Source organism: Streptomyces sp. NBC_00400 (assembly GCF_036048035.1).
GTDB lineage: Bacteria > Actinomycetota > Actinomycetes > Streptomycetales > Streptomycetaceae > Streptomyces.
The window spans coordinates 8,101,816-8,120,532 of the sequence record NZ_CP107940.1; the positions used below are offsets into that span (position 1 = coordinate 8,101,816).

The window sequence follows — 18,717 nt, forward strand, 5'->3', positions numbered from 1 at the left end:
ATAGGAAACTCAGAGCTGACTCATACCCGTGCACACCTCCGCGCGAGGGATGCTGGAGTCACCATGCACACTCACCGCATCCCCGCCCCGCTGCACAGCGCTGACGGCTCGCCGGTGCGGGTCCTCGTGATCGACGACGAGCCGGACCTCACCGAGGTGCTTTCCGGCGCCCTGGCCGGTGAGGGCTGGGAGGTCCGCAGTGCGGCCGACGGCGTCTCCGCGCTCGCTGTGGCACGGACCTTCCGGCCGCAGGCCGTCGTCCTGGACTGGATGCTGCCCGACATCGACGGTCTGCAGGTGCTGCACCAGCTGCGCCAGGAACTGACGACGGTCTGCGTCCTGTTCCTCACCGCACGTGACGCCGTCGAGGACCGGATCGCCGGGATCACTGCGGGCGGTGACGACTACGTGACCAAACCGTTCAGCCTGGAAGAGGTCCTGGCGCGGCTGCGCGGTCTGCTGCGCCGGGCCGGTATGGCGCATGATCCGGACGGGGACCGGTTGGTCGTCGGGGATCTCGTCATGGACGAGGAGGCGCGGGAGGTCGTTCGCGGCGGTGAACTGATCGAGCTGTCCCGCACCGAGTTCGAGCTGCTCCGGTTCCTGATGCGCAACCCCCGGCGAGTGCTGTCCAAGGCCCAGATTCTCGACCGGGTCTGGTCCTACGACTTCGGCGGCCGGTCACACATCGTCGAGCTCTACATCAGCTATCTGCGAAAGAAGATCGACGTGGGCCGGACTCCGATGATCCACACGGTCCGCGGTGTCGGATACGTGCTCAAGCCGGAGCCGTTGTGAACCGGCTCGTTCCGCGCACCCTGCGCAGCCAGCTCACCGCCGGTCTGGTCGTGCTCCTGGCGCTGGCCTGTCTGGCGGTCGGCGTCACCACGGTCGTCGCGCTCGAAGGGTTCCTGGTAAGCCGCCTCGACCAGCAGCTCTCCGCCTCCGCCGGCCGCTTCGCGGTGAGTCTGGAACACGAGTCCAGGCCGGACGCCGACAACCGGCCGGACACCCGCGGTCAGTCCGAGGGCACCTTGGGTGCCCGGCTGCTGCGCGGCACGCCGACCCAGGCTGCTGTCGTACGGGACCGGTCGGACGCCGCGGTGCCGCTGTCCGCCGACGACCGTCGGGCGCTGGCCGCGCTCCCGACCGACGGCTCCGGACACGGCATCCGGCTTTCCGCGCTGGGGCGGTACCGCGTCAACGCGGTAGTGGGCGACGATCACGACGTGCTGATCACGGGTCTGCCGCTCCGCCCGGTCGAGGAGACGGTGCACCGGTTGGTGGCGGTCGAGGCGGTGGTGTTCGGCGGGGCTCTCCTGGTCACCGGCGTGCTGGGAGTTCTGTGGGTACGTCTGTCGTTGCGTCCGCTGCGCCGTGTCACGACCACGGCCGCGAGCGTCGCCGAACTACCGTTGGCCAGTGGCGAGGTGGCGATGCCGGCGCCGGTGCCGGTGGCCGACGCGCGCACCGAGGTCGGGCAGGTCGGCACGGCCCTCAACCGGATGCTCGGCCATGTCGGCAACGCCCTGGAGCGTCGTCATGCCGGCGAAGAGCGACTGCGGCGCTTCGCCGCCGACGCCAGTCACGAGTTGCGGACGCCGGTGGCCAACGTCCGTGGCCATGCGGAACTCGCCCTTCGGCACAGGGGGCCGGTGCCCGGTGAGGTCCGGCGCTCCCTGGAACGGATCCAGGCCGAGTCGGAGCGGATGGGCCGTTTGGTGGACGATCTGTTGCTGCTCGCACGCCTCGACGCCGGCCGTGCCCTGGAGAGCAGGCCGGTGGATCTGACGCGACTCGTGCTCGACGCGGTCGACGATGCGCGGGCGGTCGGTCCGGGCCACCGGTGGCTGCTCGACCTCCCTGAGACGGCGGTGACCATGACGGGGGACGAACACCGCCTGCACCAGGTCGTCGGCAATCTGCTCGCCAACGCCCGGACCCACACCCCGCCGGGGACCGCCGTGACGGTGCGGCTGGCGGCTGACGACCGGGGAACCCGGCTGACGGTCGCCGACGACGGCCCTGGCGTGCCCGAGCAGGTCCGGCGGGAGGTCTTCGGCCGCTTCGTGCGGGGGGACCACAGCCGCTCGCGAGCGGCCGGTGGTACCGGCCTGGGACTGGCCATCGTGGAAGCCGTGGTCACCGCGCACGGCGGACAGGTCATGATGAACAGCCGCCCTGGGCACACCGAGTTCACCGTGACCTTCCCCCCCCCGGATCTTGAGCGTTGCTCGCGGGAACCGTCGAGCGGGGCTCGGCGCGGAGAAGGTTGAGCGCAGAGGCGCCCGGCCCCGCTGAGCGGTACGGGGCGAGGGCGTCAGTTTCCGCAGGCGCAGCCCGGGGCGGGATCCGCGTCGGCCGTCTCGCGCGCGCAGCAGCCGTTGCGGCTGGTTCCTGTGGACGGATCGGCGCTCCTGCCGAGGGTGTCGGCGTCGGCCTTGACGACGTAGACCTCCCATGGCTCCTTGCCGGGGCCGTGCACCCACACCTTGTCCTGGAGGGCGTAGCAGCACGAGGTGTCGTTCTCCTCGAAGGTGGCGAGGCCCGCGTCCTTGAGCCGGGTCGTCGCTGCCGTCACGTGATCCGTGGACTCGACTTCCACGCCGAGGTGGTCGAGGCGGGTTTCCTGTCCGGGGTCGCCCTCGATCAGCACGAGCTTGAGCGGCGGCTCTGTGAGGGCGAAGTTGGCGTAGCCCGCCCGCCGCTTGGCCGGTTCGGTGCCGAACAGCTTCGAGTAGAAGGTGATCGAGGCTTCAAGGTCGCTGACGCGCAGGGCGAGCTGTGCACGTGACATGGCGAGACTCCGATCGGCTTGCATTGATGCATGCCGATTCAAGGTTGCGTCCTGATTCGATAAACGTCAACATAGAGGCATGTCGAATCAAGAGCTTGAGGTTCCCGGGCAGGCCGACCAGGACGGCGCGTGCTGCCCGGGCCTGCTGTCCGCCCCGCTCGACGAGGGCCAGGCCGTGGAGCTGGCGACGGTGTTCAAGGCACTGGGCGACCCGGTGCGACTCCGCTTGCTGTCGATGATCGCCTCGCGCGCCGGCGGTGAGGTCTGCGTCTGCGACCTCACCCCCGCCTTCGACCTGTCGCAGCCGACGATCTCGCATCACCTCAAGCTGCTGAGGCAGGCCGGCCTCATCGACTGCGAGCGGCGCGGCACATGGGTCTACTACTGGCTGCTGCCGGAGATGACCGACCGCCTCGCGGGCATCCTCATGCGTCCCGCGGGCGAGCCCCTGCCCGCCCCCGCTGAGGCAGCAGGGGCGACCTCGTGAGCGCCGTACCCGAGCAGACGGTCGCCGGCCGCCTGTCGTTCCTCGACCGCTACCTCGCCGTGTGGATCCTCGCCGCGATGGCGCTCGGCCTGGGCCTCGGGCGCCTCGTGCCCGGCCTCGGGGACGCCCTCGCCGAGGTGACCGTGACCGGGGTGTCCCTGCCGATCGCGCTCGGCCTGCTCGTGATGATGTACCCGGTCCTCGCCAAGGTGCGCTACGACCGGCTCGACACCGTCGCCCGCGACCGCCGGCTGCTGCTGCCCTCCCTGCTGCTGAACTGGATCGTCGGTCCGGCGCTCATGTTCGCGCTGGCATGGCTGTTCCTGCCGGACCTGCCCGCATACCGCACGGGTCTGATCATCGTGGGGCTGGCCCGCTGTATCGCCATGGTGGTCATCTGGAACGACCTCGCGTGCGGCGACCGCGAGGCCGCCGCCGTCCTGGTCGCGCTGAACTCCGTCTTCCAGGTCATCGCGTTCTCGGCGCTCGGCTGGTTCTACCTGTCGGTGCTGCCCGGTTGGCTCGGCCTTGAGCAGTCCGGCCTCAATGTCTCCGTGTGGGAGATCGCCCGCAGCGTGCTGCTCTTCCTCGGCGTCCCGCTCGCCGCCGGCTACCTCACCCGCCGGATCGGAGAAAAGACAAAGGGGCGCGCCTGGTACGAGTCCGAACTGGTGCCGCGCATCGGTCCGTTCGCCCTGTACGGCCTGCTGTTCACGATCGTCATTCTGTTCGCGCTGCAAGGCGACGCGATCACCTCGCAACCGCTCGACGTCGCCCGTATCGCGCTGCCGCTGCTCGTGTACTTCACCCTGATGTGGGCCGGCTCCATGGCACTCGGACGCTCCGTCGGCCTCGACCACCCGCGGGCGACGACCCTTGCGTTCACGGCCGCCGGCAACAACTTCGAGCTGGCCATCGCGGTGGCCATCGCCACGTTCGGCGCCACCTCCGGACAGGCCCTCGCGGGCGTGGTCGGCCCGCTCATCGAAGTCCCCGTGCTGATCGGCCTCGTGTACGTCGCGCTGTACGCACGCCGCTTCTTCATCACCCCCGCACCTCTGACCGAGGAAGGCCCCGTGCATGTCTGACCACGCCCTGCCCGCCGTGCTGTTCGTCTGCGTCCACAACGCCGGACGCTCGCAGATGGCCGCCGCGTTCCTCACGCACCTGGGAGGCGACCTCGTCCAGGTGCGGTCCGCCGGGTCCGCCCCCGCCGACGCCGTGAACCCGTCCGTCGTCGCGGCGATGGCCGAGGTGGGCATCGACGTCTCGGCCGAGGTGCCCAAGGTGCTCACCGTCGAGGCCGTGCAGGCATCCGACGTCGTGATCACGATGGGCTGCGGTGACACCTGCCCGGTCTTCCCCGGTAAGCGGTATCTCGACTGGCAGTTGCCCGACCCCGCCGGGCAGGGCGTCGAAGCCGTACGGTCCCTCCGGGATGACCTCGAGCAGCGAATTCGCGGACTGCTCCATGAGATCGCCCCCGAGGGGCGGGCCTGACTCCTTGCCCCGGACGGGCCTCCGCCTTGCGCCCGCACCCACCAGAGGCCGAGAGGGCCTGCCCGATGCGTCTCGTGACTGTTGAGCGTGCTGATCGTTTCGGTCGGCGTGGGGCGGTTGGGGCGCTGTGGTGGTCGTCAAGCAGTCGCACAGATGGCTTCGACGAAGTGCCCTACCTTGTCTTCCGGCAGATGCCGGGCGAGGTCGGCCTCACTGATCATGCCGACCAACCGGTGATCGTCGATGACCGGTAGCCGCCGGATCCGGTGTTCTGCCATGGCGTGCAGGACCTGTGCGCTTCCGGCTTCGGCGCTGATGGTGAAAGGTTTGCCCTGGGCGAGCTCGCCGGCGGTCATCCTCTTCGGGTCCTTGCCCCTGGCGAGGCACTTCAGGACGATGTCGCGGTCGGTGATGATCCCGTGGAGTCGGTCATCCGGGCCGCAGATGGGGAGTGCGCCCACATCGAGGTCGTGCATGAGGCGTGCCGCGTCTTCCACGGTTTCGGTCTCCTGCACGCAGGTGGCGCCGCTGTGCATGATGTCGCGTGCGGTGGTCATAACGCTGACTCCTTCACGTTTGTCCGGGCAGAGCGTGACGTGATCCACTGCCTGCCGCCCTGCGAGCCGTATGAACAGTGTCTGGCTCTTGGGCTGCAGGTTGAAATGGGTCGAATGGCCCCGCCTTCCGTGGGCGAGCGGCGTGGCATCGTCCCGTCCCTGCCGATCGGCAGGGAAAGGGACCGGACGGCCCCTGCCCGGCCGGCTCGGTGCATTTCAGGCTGGAAGTGTCGTTGCCGGCCATGTGACCTCGTTCCGGGTACTAGGAGGCATCATGCTGAACACTCCGCACATCGTCAGGGATGTGATGACGAAGACCGTGGCCGCGGTCGACCGGGGGGCGCGGTTCAAGGAAGTTGTCGAGACCATGGAGGAGTGGAAGGTCAGTGCTCTGCCGGTGCTGGCGGGGGAGGGCCGCGTGGTCGGAGTGGTCTCCGAGGCCGATCTGCTGCCGAAGGAGGAGTTCCGGGAGTCGGACCCCGACCGTCTGGAGCAGCTGCGACAGGTGGACGACGTTCGCAGGGCGGAAGCGGTGACGGCGGGGGAGCTGATGACCAGCCCGGCCCTGACCGTGCGTGCCGATGCCACGCTCTCCCAGGCCGCACGGATGATGGCGCACGAGTCCGTCAAACGGCTTCCGGTGGTCGACGGGCACGGGATGCTGAGGGGCATCGTCAGCCGTGCCGATCTGCTGAAGGTCTTTCTGCGTTCGGACGAAGACCTCGCGGAGGAAGTCCGCCGGGACATCGTGGGCGCGCTGTTCGCGGCGCCGACCAAGGATCTCCAGGTGACGGTCGCCGACGGGGTCGTCACGCTCAGCGGGCGGGTCCGGGACACCTCGCTCGTCCCGGTGATCGCTCGCTTGGTGCGGTCGGTCGAGGGCGTGGTGGACGTGGAGTTCGATGTGACCGGCACTGCGTCCGTACGGCCCGAGCCGCCGGTGGCGGGACGGCAGAGGTGACCACGCGGTGCGGGGGGCAGCTGGGCGGTGACCTCACGCGGTACCCCCTCGGACCAGCGGCGGGCGGCATCCGGCCCGGCGGGCGGTGCAGGTGAGTAGGGCCCGTCCCGAGGAGGCGTCATGGAACACACTCCGCACACCGTCAGCGATGTGATGACCCAGACCGTGGTGGCGATCGGGCAGGAAGCGCCGTTCAAGGAGATCGTCCGGACCATGGAGCAGTGGAAGGTCAGCGCTCTGCCCGTACTTGCGGGGGAGGGCCGTGTGGTCGGAGTGGTCTCCGAAGCCGACCTGCTGCCGAAGGAAGAATTCCGGGAGTCGGAGCCAGACCGTATGGAGCAGCTGCACCGGCTGGACGATGTGCGCAAGGCCGGTGCACTGAGGGCGGGAGAGCTGATGAGCACGCCTGCCCTGACGGTGCAGGCCGGTGACACCATTGCCCAGGCGGCGCGGACGATGGCCTTCAAGTCTGTGAAACGGCTTCCCGTGATCGACGGTCAGGGGCTGCTGCAGGGCATCGTCAGCCGCTCCGACCTGCTGAAGGTCTTTCTGCGCTCCGACGAGGACCTGGCTGAGGAGGTGCGTACGGAGGTCGTCGGCCGGCTGTTCGGCGCCGCCTCGAAGGAGGTGGGGGTCACTGTCGCCGACGGTGTGGTCACCCTCCACGGCATGGTCCCTCACACCTCGCTCCTCCCCGTTGCGGCCCGCCTGGTGCGGGCGGTCGAGGGCGTCGTGGACGTGACGTTCGACGTCGCGGGCCCCACTCCTGCCCGGACGGGACCGCCGTTGGCGGAGCCGCAACTCTGAGGTGGCCCGGAGGCGACGGGGCAGGCACGTGGCAGGGCCTGTCGGTCCCTGTGACAGCACCGGACGGCCCTCGTGCGCCAGGGGCGTCACCGCCCATGGTGGGACTCAGGACCCTGCAGAAGGGCACCGCGATGACACGCACCGCATCTCGTGTGCAAGAGGTCTGTGCACTGCCTGCCGACGGAAGCACGGTCCGGCTGCGCCCCGCCCGCCCGGAGGATCGCGGACAGGTACTGCGGCTCTACGAGGAGATGTCCGTGGACAATCTGCGCAGCAGGTTCTTCGCGGTGAGCCGCCGCTCCGGCGAGCAGGCCGCGGACCGGCTCTGCGCCCTGGCCGCGCCCGGACACCGCACCCTGGTCGCCGTGCACGGTGACCGGCTGGTCGGTGTCGCCGAGTACGAGACCGTGGACGACCCCACGTCTGCCGGGATCGCTCTGGCGGTCGCCGACGACTTCCACCACCGCGGCGTCGGCACCCTGTTGCTGGAACACCTCGTCCACACCGCCCGCGAGAACGGGGTCGCGGTCTTCACCGCCGACGTGCTCGCCGACAACCACCTCATCCACACGGTCTTCGCCACGATCTACCTGAGCTTGCCGAGGCCGCATGCCATCCCGTCATCGCCAGGCCGGACGGAATCACCGCAGTCGACGCCCGGGTCCGCCTGCTGCCACGTCGCGCACACGACCCCTGCTTGCGCCGGCTTCCGTGAAGGCACCGACACGAGCTGAGAGCGGGTCCGAGATGAAGCGTCGATGCGTCGGAACCGTGATGACCGATGATGTCGTCAGCGCGCGGAGCAGGACACCCGCTGACGACATGGCGCGGTGGCTGGCGGAGTACGACATCAACGGCCTGCCCGTCGTGGATGCCGAGGACAGGGTGATCGGAGTCGTCTCCGCGACGGACCTGCAACGCAACCGGCGCACCACAGACACGGACGGCGTGCTCACCGCCGAGGCAGTGATGTCGGCTCCGGCCCGTACCGTCCGTGCCGACGACTCCGTAGTGCGTGCGGCCCGCCTCATGAGTACAAGCGGCATCGAGCGGCTCCCCGTGGTGGATGAGGAGGCCCGCTTGGTCGGCATGGTCACCCGGCGCGATGTGCTGCAGATCTTCGCCCGTCCGGACGCCGACATCCGCGCCGAGGTCATCGACGAGATCGTGGTGCGGGCGCTGTGGCTGAGCCCGCGGAGCGTACAGGTGGTGGTGTGTCAAGGCATGGTGACTCTCAGCGGGAGGCTGGAGTCCAGCGGTGCAGCGGCCATCGCAGTGCGGATGACGCGGCAGGTCGACGGCGTCACGGCCGTGGTCAACCGCCTCACCCATCGGTACGAGGCCCCGTACCGATAGCCGGTGCAGCTTGCGGCTGAGGTCTCCGAGCCGACCACTTCCGTGCCTCTTGCGCGGCCGTGGTCGGCGTGGAACACACGGGCGAGGCGGGACGGCCCTCGGAGTCACCAATCCGCCGCGGTTCAGGGCTGCCGGTGCCGCCACCGGAAGTCTGTTTCCGCCCAGTCCTTCTCCCACTGGGCGTAGCGCCGGCGGTTCAGCAGGACGACTCCGGCTTTGTTCGCGCCGATGAGCAGCAGACCTGTGGTGGACGCGGCGACAATGCCGACCGCGATGCTTTGGGCGACGGCCTCCCCTGGGGCGGCGGGATCCCGCAGCAGGGACCCGTACCGGTTTATCCATGCGGTGGTCCGATCGCCCGCCCGCAGACCTGGTGCCACGGTCGTCTCTCCTGTGTGTACTGTGCCGTCCGTGGCCGTCCAGCGCACCGTGGCGTGGACCCGGCCGCCGGCGCCGCCCGCGGAATCAACGCCGATGCGAGCGGGGGGATCTTCCGTGAGTATGGCGGACACGCTCTTCCCCTCGTGCCCCTGGCGCTGGGAGGAGGTGTCCAGCGCACTCGCGGCCGCCACACCGGCGGCAGGTGCCGTGACGGCGATCAGGACCGCAGTGGTCAAGAACATCCAGGATTCGGCCACGTCCGTCCCGCGCTTGAGCGGGTTGTCCCGCCACAGCAAGCGGATCTTCTTCAGAGGCATGAGGCACCCCTCTCGCCTCCTTTGACTTTGGCACGCCCGAAGAGCGCAGGTGAGGGGCCGAACGGCCCCACCAGGGGACGGAACGGCGGCCGCGGGTACGGCAGGCGTGGGACTGTTCGGCCCTGGCGGGCCGGTCCGGGACGCCGCACGATGGGTGGTAGGCGGGGGCGTTCCTCGTACCCCGGCCCGGAGGGCACCATGACCGACGCAGAGACATTCTCACCGCAGCGGCCGATCCGCGTGTTCCTTCTCGACGATCATGAAGTCGTCCGCCGCGGTGTGCAGGACCTGCTCGATGCCGAGCCTGACATCGAGGTGGTGGGTGACGCCGGTACGGCGGACCATGCGCTCGCCCGCGGCCCGGCGTTGCGGCCGGATGTCGCGGTGCTCGACGTACGGCTGCCGGACGGGGACGGAGTCTCCGTCTGCCGGGAGCTGCGCTCGCGCATGCCGGGGCTGGCTTGTCTGATGCTCACCTCGTTCGACGACGACGATGCGCTGCTCGACGCGATCATGGCTGGTGCGGCCGGCTATGTACTGAAGGAGATCAAGGGGGCAGATCTGGTCTCAGCGGTGCGCACGGTCGCCGCCGGCCGTTCCATGCTCGACCCGGCGACGACGTCGCGGCTGATGAGCACGCTGCGGGGCGAGGACTCCGGCGAGGAGCCCGAGGCGGACGTGCTGTCGGGCCTTTCACCACGGGAGAGGGAGATCCTCGGGCTGATCGGCGAAGGGCTGACGAACCGTCAGATCGGCAAGCGGCTCTATCTTTCCGAGAAGACCGTCAAGAACCACATCTCCCGCCTGCTGGCCAAACTCGGTGTGGAACGGCGTATCCAGGCGGCCGTCCTCGCCACCCAGGCTGCCCCGGCGCCGGACACGCCTGCCGGCGGTCTTCACGACTGAGGCATGCGGTGCGGATGTGCGTCCCCCCGAGGCAGCGGCACACACCACACCAGGCGGGTTCCGCCTTCCGCCAGTGCTTCCGTAGTCATCTCCCCGCCCATGCTTTCCGCCCGTTTGGCCAGGTTGCGCAAGCCGCTGCGCCGCCCGACTTCGCGGATTCCCACGCCGTTGTCCTTGACCGTCAGCGTCAGCCGCTGATCACGGACGATCAGGGACACATCCGCCGCACTGGCATGAGCATGCTGCGCGGTATTGGAGAGTGCTTCGCCGAGCACGGCCACCACATGCTCTGCGACCTCTGCCGTCACCTCCGTGTCGATGAGTCCCTCCATGCGGAGGGACGGCGTGAACCCCAGCGCGCCGGACGCCCGTTCCACCGAGAGGGTCATGCGGACCCGCAGGCCGTGGGCGGCCCGGCCGGAGTCATGGGTGCGGAGGCCGAAGATGGTGGACCGAATGATCTTGATGGTCTCGTCCAGATCGTCCACTGCCCGGAACAGTCGTTCGCTGGCCTCGGGGTGATCCACGAAGCGCAGCGCACTCTGCAGGGTCATGCCGGTGGCGAAGAGCCGTTGAATGGCCAGATCGTGCAGGTCACGCGCGATGCGCTCATGGTCCTTGAGCAGAGTCAGCTGTTCGGCGTCCTGTCGTCGGTCGGCCATCTCCATGGCGAGGGCGCCTTGGCCGGCGAACGTCAGGAGAGGCGCGGTCTCCGGCTCGGTGAAGGGATCGCGGCCGTGGAGCCGGCACAGCAGCAGCACACCGCGCACCCGCTTGCCGGTAATCATCGGGACGGCGACTGCGGGCCCCAGCCCCATCCAGCGGGGCGGGCCGATGGTGATTCTGGGATCGTGCTCGACATCAAGGCTGATCAAGGGACTCCGGGCGGTGAGAGCCGCCCCGACGAATGATCCGTGGCGGGGGAGGATCAGGCCTCTGTGCGCCTCGGCATCCACGCCGACAGCGAGAGCCACACGCAAGTTGTCGCCGTCGACCGGCAGTGCCAGCACTCCGAGGTCGGCGGAGAGAATACGCACGGCGTGATCGACGATCATCTTGAGGACGTCTGTCCCACCCACCCCGGGCAGCAGGCCGGCGACGATCTCACCATTGGCCTCCAGCCACCGTTGCCGGTAGCGAGCCTCTTCGTACAGACGGGCATTCTCGATGGCCACACCGGCCGCCACGGCCAGAGTCGACAGCACGGTTTCGTCCTCGGCATCGAACTCCCTGCCACCGCGCTTCTCGGTGAGGTAGAGATTGCCGAAGACCTTGTCACGGACCCGGATCGGCACCCCGAGAAAGGAGCGCATCGGCGGGTGATTCGGCGGGAATCCATACGACGCGCGGTGCTCGCCCAGGTCGGCCAGGCGTAGTGGTGCGGGATGGCGGATCAGTTCACCCAGAATGCCGTGGCCGGCCGGAAGGGGGCCAATGGCACGAGCCCCCTCCTCGGAAATCCCGACCGGAAGGAATTGGGAGAGCTGGTTGTCGTCACCGATCACGCCGAGCGCCCCGTACTCGGCGTCCACGAGGGCGACAGCGGCCTCGACGATGCGGCCCAGCACCTGCGACAGCTCGAGCCCCCGGCCCACGGACATCACTGCTTCGAGCAGGAGAGAGGGCGGGCCGCTCTTGCTCCCTCCCACCGCCCGCAGGCGCTCTTGCAGGTCATCCGGCAGCGCGCCCAGACGCGACTGAGCGTCTTCGGACCGGTCCGTTCTCTCGTCGTCCACGACACCCTCCGCGGTGGCCGCCCGGGACGCTGCCACACCTTCCACCGTACTGACCGTGGACGCCCGAGCATGTGGGGACGGGACGAGGCCCGCCGACTGAGCTGCGCGGAGAGACATGCGTTCATGCGTCTCGGTAGGCAAGGACCCGGACCGTGCGGTGGCGGGAGGCAGAAGAACAGTGGGCCGTTCGGCCCTTCGGCGGCGCCCATTGGCTCATTGAACGGGGACGGAGGAGCCAGCAGGCTCGATAGGCGAGCCGGGCACCCACTCGGCCTGACCGGGATCAGGCGACAAGGCGATCGCGGAGTACACCGCCGTCATCCTGACCGTAGGAATACCACGGGCGGGAAAGTGTGGCCCGCACCACCACGACCACGGCCGGGCGGCGCACGAGGGAGCGGTGACTCCGTGCCGGGGATGCAGGTCTGATTCCTTTCACCACCCCCGAAAGAAGGACAGTCATGGAGCCGGAAGTGATCACTGTTGGGCTGGACGGTTCACTGGAGAGCCTGGCAGCCGCACAGTGGGCAGCTGACGAAGCGGACCGGCGGAATTCCGTGCTGCGGCTTCTCCATGCCTGGATATTGCTGGCTGCCGAGGCGCCGGACACTCCGCCCGACCGCGATCAGAACGCCGGGGCGCGGCAGATCGTGGACCGGGCTCTGGACGAGGTCCGTGCACGCCATCCCCATCTGCAGATCATCGAGGATCTGGTGGGATCCGAGGCCGAGCCGGCGCTGCTGCGCGCGGCGGGCGAATCGCGGATGCTCGCGCTCGGGTCACGGGCTCTCACGGCTTGGGAGAGCTATGTGCTCGGTGATGTCAGTCTGGACGTCGTCGGTCGGGCCGAAGGGCCGGTCGTTCTCGTCCGAGGGGGCTGGTCCGCGAATCCGCCACCGCCGGAATTCGCGGATCTCATCCCTCGGTCCGAGCCGCGAATCGTCGTCGGCGTGAGCCTGAACGGGCCTTGCGACCCCCTGCTTGCCTTCGCGTTCGACGCGGCGGCGAGCCGCGGGCTTCCCCTGCAGGCTGTGCACGGGCGTTCGCTCCCTGTGCGCGCCTACGCGCCCTGGGGGGTCGGCCCCGACGTCGCGGAGGAAGTCATCAAGGAAGCGGACGGCGAGCTGCGAGAGAGCCTCCGCCCTTGGCGAGAGAGCTTCCCCGAGGTGCCGGTTCAGCTGACCGTGCTGCCGGAGAGCCCGACCCGGGCCATGGTGCAGACAGTCCAGGGGGCCGAACTTCTGGCGATCGGCCGCAGGCGGCACCATCCACCCCTTGCGCCACGTGTCGGCCCTGTCGCGCACGCCGCGATCCACCACGTGACCTGCCCCGTGGCTGTGGTCCCCCACGACTAAGGGCACGGCCAGGCCATGGCAGGCCATATGGGAGGTGTCGCTGCCGACGCTGAGGGGCTGGACTTCCCTGGGGCGGATCCGAACGGCCCCTTGAGGGGCGAGCCGCCGAGGGCTCGTGTCGAGGTGCCCGATGCCAGGAGCCGGGCCTCACCGGTCGGCCGGAGCGTGTCGCACGAGGTCCTCCTCGATCCGCTGGACGAGCGGTCCCACCGCGGCTGCGACCTGAGACGACAGCCCGGTACCGAGGCTGGTGTCGGCTGCTTCGACGGCGTAGACGAGCAGCTCTCCGGGGAGCCGGCCCAGTGTGCGGGCGAGTTGAACGGCGTCGCCCAGCGCGAAGCCGTGCGAGCTGGTCCCGCCAGGGCGCGTCTGCGGCAGATCGCCATCGAGCTGGAGGCGGTGCACATGCCCGGGACGGGCCGGGTGGGCGTGAGCGGCGTCCACGACGACGGCCAGGCGGGCGCCCTCCCACGCGCCGATCAGCCGGGTGGGATCGCCGTCGGTACATGTGAGCGTGACACCGCGGGGGAGCGGCCGCTGCTTGCCCCGTTGGGCGAGGCTGGTCACGACCGCCCAGCCGACGCCGTCGTCGTGCCGGTAGTCGTTTCCGACACCGATGACGGCGATCCGTGCAACGGCAGCAGAAGCGTCCATGAGGGGATGCCTTCCCCGTGCTGCCCGGTAAGCACCAGGCAGGGATTCGCGCCCTGACCAACCCGTCCGGGGGACCGAGAGGGCCGTATGGGGCAGCGCGGGGATCGTCGGCCCGTATCCGGGGACGAGGGCGGCACATACTTGCGGCGCTGAGATGATCCGTGCCGGAAGGCGGGCGATGACGGGCAAGGACACCACCGCGGTGATCGGCACGGACGGGCTGGATGCGCTGATCCGCGTCCTCGCCGCACGTGGCCGAACGGTCATCGGGCCGACCGTGCGCGACGGCGCGATCGTGCTGGCCGAGATCGCCGGCGGCGACGAACTGCCCTACGGCTGGGGCGTCGAACTGGAGGCCGGACACTACCGGGTGCGCCCCCGCGAGGACGGCGCGGCGTTCGCGCACAGCGCGGGCCCGCAGTCCTGGAAGACGTACCTGCACCCGCAGCGTGAGCGGCAGTGGACCGCCGACCGCGGGGCTGACGGCGCGCTGGTGATGACCGAGGACGACACGACGCCGTCGTCGTACGCCTTCCTCGGGGTGCGCCCTTGCGATCTGCGGGCCATCTCCGTGCAGGACCGGGTCCTGGCCGGCGGGCCGCACACCGACAGCCGCTACCGCGCTCGCCGGGAACGGGCCTTCCTGGTGGCGGCGGAGTGCACCGATCCGGGCGCTACCTGCTTCTGCACGTCCATGGGCGCGGGCCCCGCCGCGGACAGCGGCTACGACCTGGCGCTGACCGAGGTGGTCGAAGACGGCGACCACCGGTTCTGGGTACGGGCCGGCAGCGACGAAGGTGCGTCAGTGCTGGCTGAGCTCCCACGCCGGCCTGCCGACCACGAGACCGAGTCCGCGGCGCGGGAGCGGGTCGCCGAGGCGGCCGACCGCATGGGCCGCAGCATGCCACTGGTGGACCTGCAGACGCTGATGCGTGACACGTTGCAGGCCGACCGCTGGAACGATGTCGCCTCGCGCTGTCTGACCTGCGGCAACTGCACCATGGTGTGCCCGACCTGCTTCTGCACCACAGCCGAGGACGTCACCGACCTGAGCGGGGACCACGCCGAGCGGTGGCGCCGCTGGGAATCCTGCTTCGACCTGGAGTTCTCCCATCTGCCGGGCGGACCGGTGCGGGCGTCGGGCCACAGCCGCTACCGGCAGTGGGCCACACACAAACTCGGCACCTGGTACGACCAGTTCGGCAGCTCGGGCTGCGTCGGCTGCGGCCGGTGCATCGTCTGGTGTCCGGTGGGCATCGACATCACCGAGGAGGCCCACGCGCTGAACGCGGAGCGTGCGGCAGGAACGGCACGGGGCGAAGCGTCCTCATGACGGCGCAAGGACGCAGAATCCTCAGCGCTCTGGGGCCCGAACACCGTGACCGGCTGCTTGCTTTCGCACGTGGCGTCTCCCTGCCGGCCGGCCTCCGCCTCTTCGAGGAGGGCGGCGCGGCCGACCGGTTCTGGATCATCCGTACCGGGATCGTCGTCCTCGACGTGCATGAGCCGGGCCGTGGCGCCCTTGTCGTCGAGACCCTTGGTGAGGGTGAACTGCTGGGCTGGTCCTGGTTGTTCGAGCCTTACTGCTGGCACCTGGGCGCGCGGACCAGAAGCGACGTCGAGGCGTACGAGTTCGATGCGCACCGGGTGCGCGCCGCGATCGACGAGGACCCCGCCTTCGGCCTGGCGGTCACCCGGAGTGTCGCCGGCGTGGCGATCGGCCGACGGCTGCGCGCTGCCCGTACCCGCCTTCTGGACCTGTACGGCCCGCCCGGCAGCAGGACCGCCGCGGCCGGTGGTGAAGCGCCGTGACGGCCGCGAGCCCCGCCCCGGCCGCCCCGTTGCCCTACCGGGTGGTCGAGCGGAGGGACGAGACCTCCGATACCGCCGAGATCGTCCTCGAACCCGTGGTGTCGGCCCTGCCGCCCTTCGTCCCCGGGCAGTTCGCGATGGTGTACGCCTTCGGCATCGGCGACATCCCGCTGTCGCTGAGCGGCATCGCCGGGAGCCGGCTGACCCACACGATCCGCGCGGTCGGGGCGGTGTCCGGAGCCCTGCACGCCCTCCAACCCGGCGAGACGGCCGGCGTACGCGGGCCGCTCGGCACCCGCTGGAACCTGCCCGCCGCGGCCGGGCGAGACGTGGTGGTCGTGGCCGGCGGCCTCGGCCTGGCGCCGCTGCGGCCGCTGGTCCACGAGGCGCTGGCCGCGCCCCAGCGGTACGGACGGCTGAACATCCTCGTCGGGGCCCGTACCCCCGGCGATCTGGTCTGCACGCGGGACATCGACCGGTGGCGGGCGGCCGGTGCCCGTGTCCAGGTCACCGTCGACCGCCCCGATGACAGCTGGCAGGGGGACGTCGGCGTCGTGACCGCCCTCCTCGACCGGGCCCGGTTCGACCCGGCCGAGGCGGCGGCCTTCGTCTGCGGGCCCGAGGTCATGATCCGGGCCACCGCCCGCGACCTCGTCCACCGCGGGCTCGCTCCGGACCGGATCCGGATCTCCCTGGAGCGCACCATGCACTGCGGGACCGGTCACTGCGGCCACTGCCAGCTCGGCCCGTTGCTGCTGTGCCGGGACGGGCCTGTCGTCACCTGGAATCGCGCCGAACACCTGCTTTCTGTAAGGGAGTTGTGACATGGCCGCCGTGCCCGGTCCGCGTCCGCGGCTGGCCGTGTGGAAGTTCGCCTCCTGCGACGGCTGCCAGCTGACCCTGCTCGACTGCGAGGACGAACTCCTCGGCATCACCGAGCGGGTGGAGATCACCCACTTCCTGGAGGCGTCCAGCGGGCCCGGCCCGGGACCGTTCGACCTGTCGCTGGTCGAGGGCTCCGTCACGACCCCCCAGGACGCCGAGCGGATCCAGCAGATCCGTGCCGCCTCCCGCCGTCTGGTCACCATCGGCGCCTGCGCCACCGCGGGCGGGGTCCAGGCGCTGCGCAACTACGCCGACGTGGCCGAGTTCCGGGCCGCGGTCTACGCCCGGCCGGACTACATCGAGACCCTCGCCACCTCCACCCCCATCAGCGCCCATGTCCCCGTCGACTTCGAACTGCGCGGCTGCCCCATCGACCGAGGTCAGCTCGTCGAGGTCATCACCGCCTACCTCGCCGGCCGCACGCCCGATGTTCCCGCGCACAGCGTGTGCTTCGAGTGCAAGCGGCGCGGCACCGTCTGTGTGACGGTCGCGCACGGCACCCCCTGCCTGGGCCCGGTCACCCACGCGGGGTGCGGCGCGCTGTGCCCGGCATACGACCGGGGCTGCTACGGCTGCTTCGGCCCGTCGAACTCGACCAACTTCCCCTCCTTCATCCCGCTGTTGCGCCGCGACGGCATGGAAACCCTGGACGTGGTGCGGGTACTGCGCACGTTCAACACCGCCGCGCCGGAGTTCGAGACGGCCGTACGGAAGGAACTGCCCGGGTGACCCACCGCGAGTCGAAGGTGCTGCAGGTGGCGTCCCTCGCCCGCGTCGAAGGCGAGGGCGCGCTGCATCTGCGCCTCCACGACGGCGAGGTCGCCGAGGCCCGGCTGAAGATCTATGAACCCCCGCGGTTCTTCGAGGCGTTCCTGCGCGGACGTGCCCACACCGAGCCGCCCGACATCACCTCCCGGGTGTGCGGCATCTGCCCGGTCGCCTACCAGATGAGCGCCTGCCGCGCGATCGAGGACGCCTGCGGCATCGTCGTGGACGGCCAACTGGCCGCGCTGCGCCGGCTGCTCTACTGCGGCGAATGGATCGAGAGCCAGACCCTGCACATCTACCTGCTGCACGCACCCGACTTCCTCGGCGCCGACAGCGTCATCGACCTCGCGCGCACCCATCGCCCCCACGTCGAGCGGGGCCTCGCGCTCAAGCAGACCGGTAACGCCCTCATGGAACTGCTCGGCGGCCGCGCCATCCATCCCGTCAACGTACGTCTCGGCGGCTTCCACCGCGTCCCGGCCAGACCCGAACTGCGGCCCCTCGCGGAACGGCTCAAGCGCGCCCGGGACGACGCCGTGGCGACCGTGCGCTGGGTCGCCGGCTTCGACTTCCCCGACGCCGGGATCGACACCGCACTTCTCGCGCTCGCCGAACCGGGCGCATACGCCATCGCCTCCGGGACCCCCACCGCGATGGCCGCTCCGAGCACCGCAGGGCTGCCCGCCGACAGCGACCGTGCGCTCCCCACCCGTACCTTCCCGCTCCACACCTTCCCCGACCACGTCATCGAGACACAGGTGCCGCACTCCACCGCCCTGCACTCCCTGCTCGACGGGAACCGCCACCTCACGGGGACACTCGCCCGCTACGCCATCAGCGGCCGCTGGCTGCCCCCCGACGTGCTGCAGGCCGCACGGGAGGCCGGGCTCGGCGACCCACGTGAGGGAGCGGTGTGCCGCAACCCGTTCCGCAGCATTGTCGTCCGGGCGATCGAGGTCCTGTACGCGGTCGGCGAGGCGCTGCGCCTCATCGAGGCCTACGAGCCCCCACCACGCCCGTACTTCGACGTCCCCGCGCGGACCGGCACCGGCCATGGTGCGACGGAGGCCCCCCGCGGGCTCCTCTACCACCGCTACAGCCTCGACGCCGACGGAAACATCACCGCCGCCGCCCTGGTCCCACCGACCGCGCAGAACCAGGCCGCGATCGAGCAGGACCTGCGCCGCACGGTGCAACAGCGTCTCGGTGCCGGCCCCCATCCCTCTGACACCGAGCTGACCGCCCTGTGCGAACGCGTGATCCGCAACCACGATCCGTGCATCTCCTGCTCCACGCACTTCCTCGATCTGACCATCGCTCGCAACTGAGGAACTCAGGGCCCACCAGGACTGGTGGGGGGCCACCAGGCCCTGCCCGCAAGCACCGGGAGGCATCGCAGCGTTGGCGATCTGATGACGCCCCATGCCGCGATGCGCCG

The 18,717-nt window shown here is 70.1% G+C and carries 21 protein-coding genes; 16 read left to right on the forward strand and 5 right to left on the reverse strand.

Going from position 1 to position 18,717, the window contains the following annotated elements:
• The first annotated feature begins 63 nt into the window (after window positions 1-63).
• Both OHS81_RS35550 and OHS81_RS35555 read left to right on the forward strand, forming a co-directional pair.
• Window positions 64-798 (forward strand): response regulator transcription factor, encoded by a 735-nt coding sequence (locus tag OHS81_RS35550; RefSeq protein ID WP_328390209.1) that lies wholly within the window; start codon window positions 64-66, stop codon window positions 796-798.
• Window positions 795-2,276 (forward strand): sensor histidine kinase, encoded by a 1,482-nt coding sequence (locus tag OHS81_RS35555; RefSeq protein ID WP_328390211.1) that lies wholly within the window; start codon window positions 795-797, stop codon window positions 2,274-2,276. Before OHS81_RS35550 ends, OHS81_RS35555 begins: the two co-directional genes overlap by 4 nt.
• 44 nt (window positions 2,277-2,320) lie before the next feature.
• Here the strand turns inward: OHS81_RS35555 and OHS81_RS35560 are convergent, their stop codons facing one another.
• Window positions 2,321-2,797: an ArsI/CadI family heavy metal resistance metalloenzyme gene (locus tag OHS81_RS35560; RefSeq protein ID WP_328390213.1), complete on the reverse strand. Its 477-nt coding sequence runs from the start codon at window positions 2,795-2,797 to the stop codon at window positions 2,321-2,323.
• Between the two features lie 79 nt (window positions 2,798-2,876).
• On the opposite strand from OHS81_RS35560, the gene OHS81_RS35565 reads away from it, so the two are divergent.
• From OHS81_RS35565 to OHS81_RS35575, 3 genes are read left to right on the forward strand one after another with little or no spacing between them, the layout of a single operon-like run.
• Window positions 2,877-3,284, forward strand: a complete 408-nt coding sequence (locus OHS81_RS35565; RefSeq protein WP_328390215.1) for an ArsR/SmtB family transcription factor — start codon at window positions 2,877-2,879, stop codon at window positions 3,282-3,284.
• Window positions 3,281-4,372 carry an ACR3 family arsenite efflux transporter gene (gene arsB, locus OHS81_RS35570; RefSeq protein WP_328390217.1) on the forward strand — a complete coding sequence of 364 codons (1,092 nt, stop codon included), beginning with the start codon at window positions 3,281-3,283 and terminating at the stop codon, window positions 4,370-4,372. Before OHS81_RS35565 ends, arsB begins: the two co-directional genes overlap by 4 nt.
• Window positions 4,365-4,784: an arsenate reductase ArsC gene (locus OHS81_RS35575; RefSeq protein WP_328390219.1), complete on the forward strand. Its 420-nt coding sequence runs from the start codon at window positions 4,365-4,367 to the stop codon at window positions 4,782-4,784. Before arsB ends, OHS81_RS35575 begins: the two co-directional genes overlap by 8 nt.
• Window positions 4,785-4,921: 137 nt before the next feature.
• Here OHS81_RS35575 and OHS81_RS35580 read toward each other — a convergent pair whose 3' ends face one another.
• Window positions 4,922-5,341: a CBS domain-containing protein gene (locus OHS81_RS35580; protein ID WP_328390221.1), complete on the reverse strand. Its 420-nt coding sequence runs from the start codon at window positions 5,339-5,341 to the stop codon at window positions 4,922-4,924.
• A gap of 274 nt (window positions 5,342-5,615) precedes the next feature.
• On the opposite strand from OHS81_RS35580, the gene OHS81_RS35585 reads away from it, so the two are divergent.
• The 4 genes from OHS81_RS35585 to OHS81_RS35600 all read left to right on the forward strand — a co-directional run bounded on the left by OHS81_RS35585 (window position 5,616) and on the right by OHS81_RS35600 (window position 8,465).
• Window positions 5,616-6,302 (forward strand): CBS domain-containing protein, encoded by a 687-nt coding sequence (locus OHS81_RS35585; RefSeq protein WP_328390223.1) that lies wholly within the window; start codon window positions 5,616-5,618, stop codon window positions 6,300-6,302.
• Window positions 6,303-6,422: 120 nt separating this feature from the next.
• The gene (locus OHS81_RS35590) at window positions 6,423-7,109 is read left to right on the forward strand and encodes a CBS domain-containing protein (RefSeq protein ID WP_328390225.1); all 687 of its coding nucleotides are present in this window, start codon (window positions 6,423-6,425) and stop codon (window positions 7,107-7,109) included.
• Window positions 7,110-7,204: 95 nt separating this feature from the next.
• Complete coding sequence (locus tag OHS81_RS35595; RefSeq protein WP_328390227.1) at window positions 7,205-7,843, forward strand: GNAT family N-acetyltransferase; 639 nt, start codon at window positions 7,205-7,207, stop codon at window positions 7,841-7,843.
• A gap of 40 nt (window positions 7,844-7,883) precedes the next feature.
• Window positions 7,884-8,465, forward strand: a complete 582-nt coding sequence (locus OHS81_RS35600) for a CBS domain-containing protein (RefSeq protein ID WP_328390229.1) — start codon at window positions 7,884-7,886, stop codon at window positions 8,463-8,465.
• A gap of 122 nt (window positions 8,466-8,587) precedes the next feature.
• On the opposite strand, the gene OHS81_RS35605 is transcribed toward OHS81_RS35600, so the two are convergent.
• Window positions 8,588-9,163: an Rv1733c family protein gene (locus OHS81_RS35605; RefSeq protein WP_328390231.1), complete on the reverse strand. Its 576-nt coding sequence runs from the start codon at window positions 9,161-9,163 to the stop codon at window positions 8,588-8,590.
• A 198-nt stretch (window positions 9,164-9,361) separates the two neighbouring features.
• Between OHS81_RS35605 and OHS81_RS35610 the strand changes: the two genes are divergently transcribed.
• Entirely contained in the window at window positions 9,362-10,069 is a 708-nt protein-coding gene (locus OHS81_RS35610; protein ID WP_328390233.1) for a response regulator transcription factor, read from the forward strand.
• Here the strand turns inward: OHS81_RS35610 and OHS81_RS35615 are convergent.
• Entirely contained in the window at window positions 10,060-11,805 is a 1,746-nt protein-coding gene (locus OHS81_RS35615) for a sensor histidine kinase (protein ID WP_328390235.1), read from the reverse strand. The genes OHS81_RS35610 and OHS81_RS35615 overlap by 10 nt on opposite strands.
• A gap of 461 nt (window positions 11,806-12,266) precedes the next feature.
• Between OHS81_RS35615 and OHS81_RS35620 the strand changes: the two genes are divergently transcribed.
• Window positions 12,267-13,160: a universal stress protein gene (locus OHS81_RS35620; RefSeq protein ID WP_328390237.1), complete on the forward strand. Its 894-nt coding sequence runs from the start codon at window positions 12,267-12,269 to the stop codon at window positions 13,158-13,160.
• 147 nt (window positions 13,161-13,307) lie between these two features.
• On the opposite strand, the gene OHS81_RS35625 is transcribed toward OHS81_RS35620, so the two are convergent.
• Window positions 13,308-13,814 carry a hydrogenase maturation protease gene (locus OHS81_RS35625; RefSeq protein WP_328390239.1) on the reverse strand — a complete coding sequence of 169 codons (507 nt, stop codon included), beginning with the start codon at window positions 13,812-13,814 and terminating at the stop codon, window positions 13,308-13,310.
• Between the two features lie 178 nt (window positions 13,815-13,992).
• On the opposite strand from OHS81_RS35625, the gene OHS81_RS35630 reads away from it, so the two are divergent.
• The 5 genes from OHS81_RS35630 to OHS81_RS35650 are packed head-to-tail and all read left to right on the forward strand — an operon-like array spanning window position 13,993 to window position 18,607.
• Window positions 13,993-15,147 carry a 4Fe-4S dicluster domain-containing protein gene (locus OHS81_RS35630; protein WP_328390241.1) on the forward strand — a complete coding sequence of 385 codons (1,155 nt, stop codon included), beginning with the start codon at window positions 13,993-13,995 and terminating at the stop codon, window positions 15,145-15,147.
• On the forward strand, window positions 15,144-15,626 hold the full coding sequence (locus tag OHS81_RS35635) for a cyclic nucleotide-binding domain-containing protein (protein ID WP_328390243.1): 483 nt from the start codon (window positions 15,144-15,146) through the stop codon (window positions 15,624-15,626). Before OHS81_RS35630 ends, OHS81_RS35635 begins: the two co-directional genes overlap by 4 nt.
• Entirely contained in the window at window positions 15,623-16,450 is an 828-nt protein-coding gene (locus OHS81_RS35640; RefSeq protein WP_328390245.1) for an FAD/NAD(P)-binding protein, read from the forward strand. Before OHS81_RS35635 ends, OHS81_RS35640 begins: the two co-directional genes overlap by 4 nt.
• A 1-nt stretch (window position 16,451) precedes the next feature.
• The gene (locus OHS81_RS35645; protein ID WP_328390247.1) at window positions 16,452-17,240 is read left to right on the forward strand and encodes an oxidoreductase; all 789 of its coding nucleotides are present in this window, start codon (window positions 16,452-16,454) and stop codon (window positions 17,238-17,240) included.
• Entirely contained in the window at window positions 17,237-18,607 is a 1,371-nt protein-coding gene (locus OHS81_RS35650; protein WP_328390249.1) for a Ni/Fe hydrogenase subunit alpha, read from the forward strand. Before OHS81_RS35645 ends, OHS81_RS35650 begins: the two co-directional genes overlap by 4 nt.
• Window positions 18,608-18,717: the final 110 nt, after the last annotated feature.

Bases quoted from the DNA above. Each gene is read 5' to 3' on its own strand.
- OHS81_RS35550 (WP_328390209.1), top strand. From the start codon at position 64: ATGCACACTCACCGCATCCCCGCCCCGCTGCACAGCGCTGACGGCTCG.
- OHS81_RS35560 (WP_328390213.1), bottom strand. From the start codon at position 2,797: ATGTCACGTGCACAGCTCGCCCTGCGCGTCAGCGACCTTGAAGCCTCG.
- OHS81_RS35565 (WP_328390215.1), top strand. From the start codon at position 2,877: ATGTCGAATCAAGAGCTTGAGGTTCCCGGGCAGGCCGACCAGGACGGC.
- OHS81_RS35575 (WP_328390219.1), top strand. From the start codon at position 4,365: ATGTCTGACCACGCCCTGCCCGCCGTGCTGTTCGTCTGCGTCCACAAC.
- OHS81_RS35580 (WP_328390221.1), bottom strand. From the start codon at position 5,341: ATGACCACCGCACGCGACATCATGCACAGCGGCGCCACCTGCGTGCAG.
- OHS81_RS35585 (WP_328390223.1), top strand. From the start codon at position 5,616: ATGCTGAACACTCCGCACATCGTCAGGGATGTGATGACGAAGACCGTG.
- OHS81_RS35590 (WP_328390225.1), top strand. From the start codon at position 6,423: ATGGAACACACTCCGCACACCGTCAGCGATGTGATGACCCAGACCGTG.
- OHS81_RS35595 (WP_328390227.1), top strand. From the start codon at position 7,205: ATGGTGGGACTCAGGACCCTGCAGAAGGGCACCGCGATGACACGCACC.
- OHS81_RS35600 (WP_328390229.1), top strand. From the start codon at position 7,884: ATGACCGATGATGTCGTCAGCGCGCGGAGCAGGACACCCGCTGACGAC.
- OHS81_RS35605 (WP_328390231.1), bottom strand. From the start codon at position 9,163: ATGCCTCTGAAGAAGATCCGCTTGCTGTGGCGGGACAACCCGCTCAAG.
- OHS81_RS35610 (WP_328390233.1), top strand. From the start codon at position 9,362: ATGACCGACGCAGAGACATTCTCACCGCAGCGGCCGATCCGCGTGTTC.
- OHS81_RS35620 (WP_328390237.1), top strand. From the start codon at position 12,267: ATGGAGCCGGAAGTGATCACTGTTGGGCTGGACGGTTCACTGGAGAGC.
- OHS81_RS35625 (WP_328390239.1), bottom strand. From the start codon at position 13,814: ATGGACGCTTCTGCTGCCGTTGCACGGATCGCCGTCATCGGTGTCGGA.
- OHS81_RS35630 (WP_328390241.1), top strand. From the start codon at position 13,993: ATGACGGGCAAGGACACCACCGCGGTGATCGGCACGGACGGGCTGGAT.
- OHS81_RS35635 (WP_328390243.1), top strand. From the start codon at position 15,144: ATGACGGCGCAAGGACGCAGAATCCTCAGCGCTCTGGGGCCCGAACAC.
- OHS81_RS35645 (WP_328390247.1), top strand. From the start codon at position 16,452: ATGGCCGCCGTGCCCGGTCCGCGTCCGCGGCTGGCCGTGTGGAAGTTC.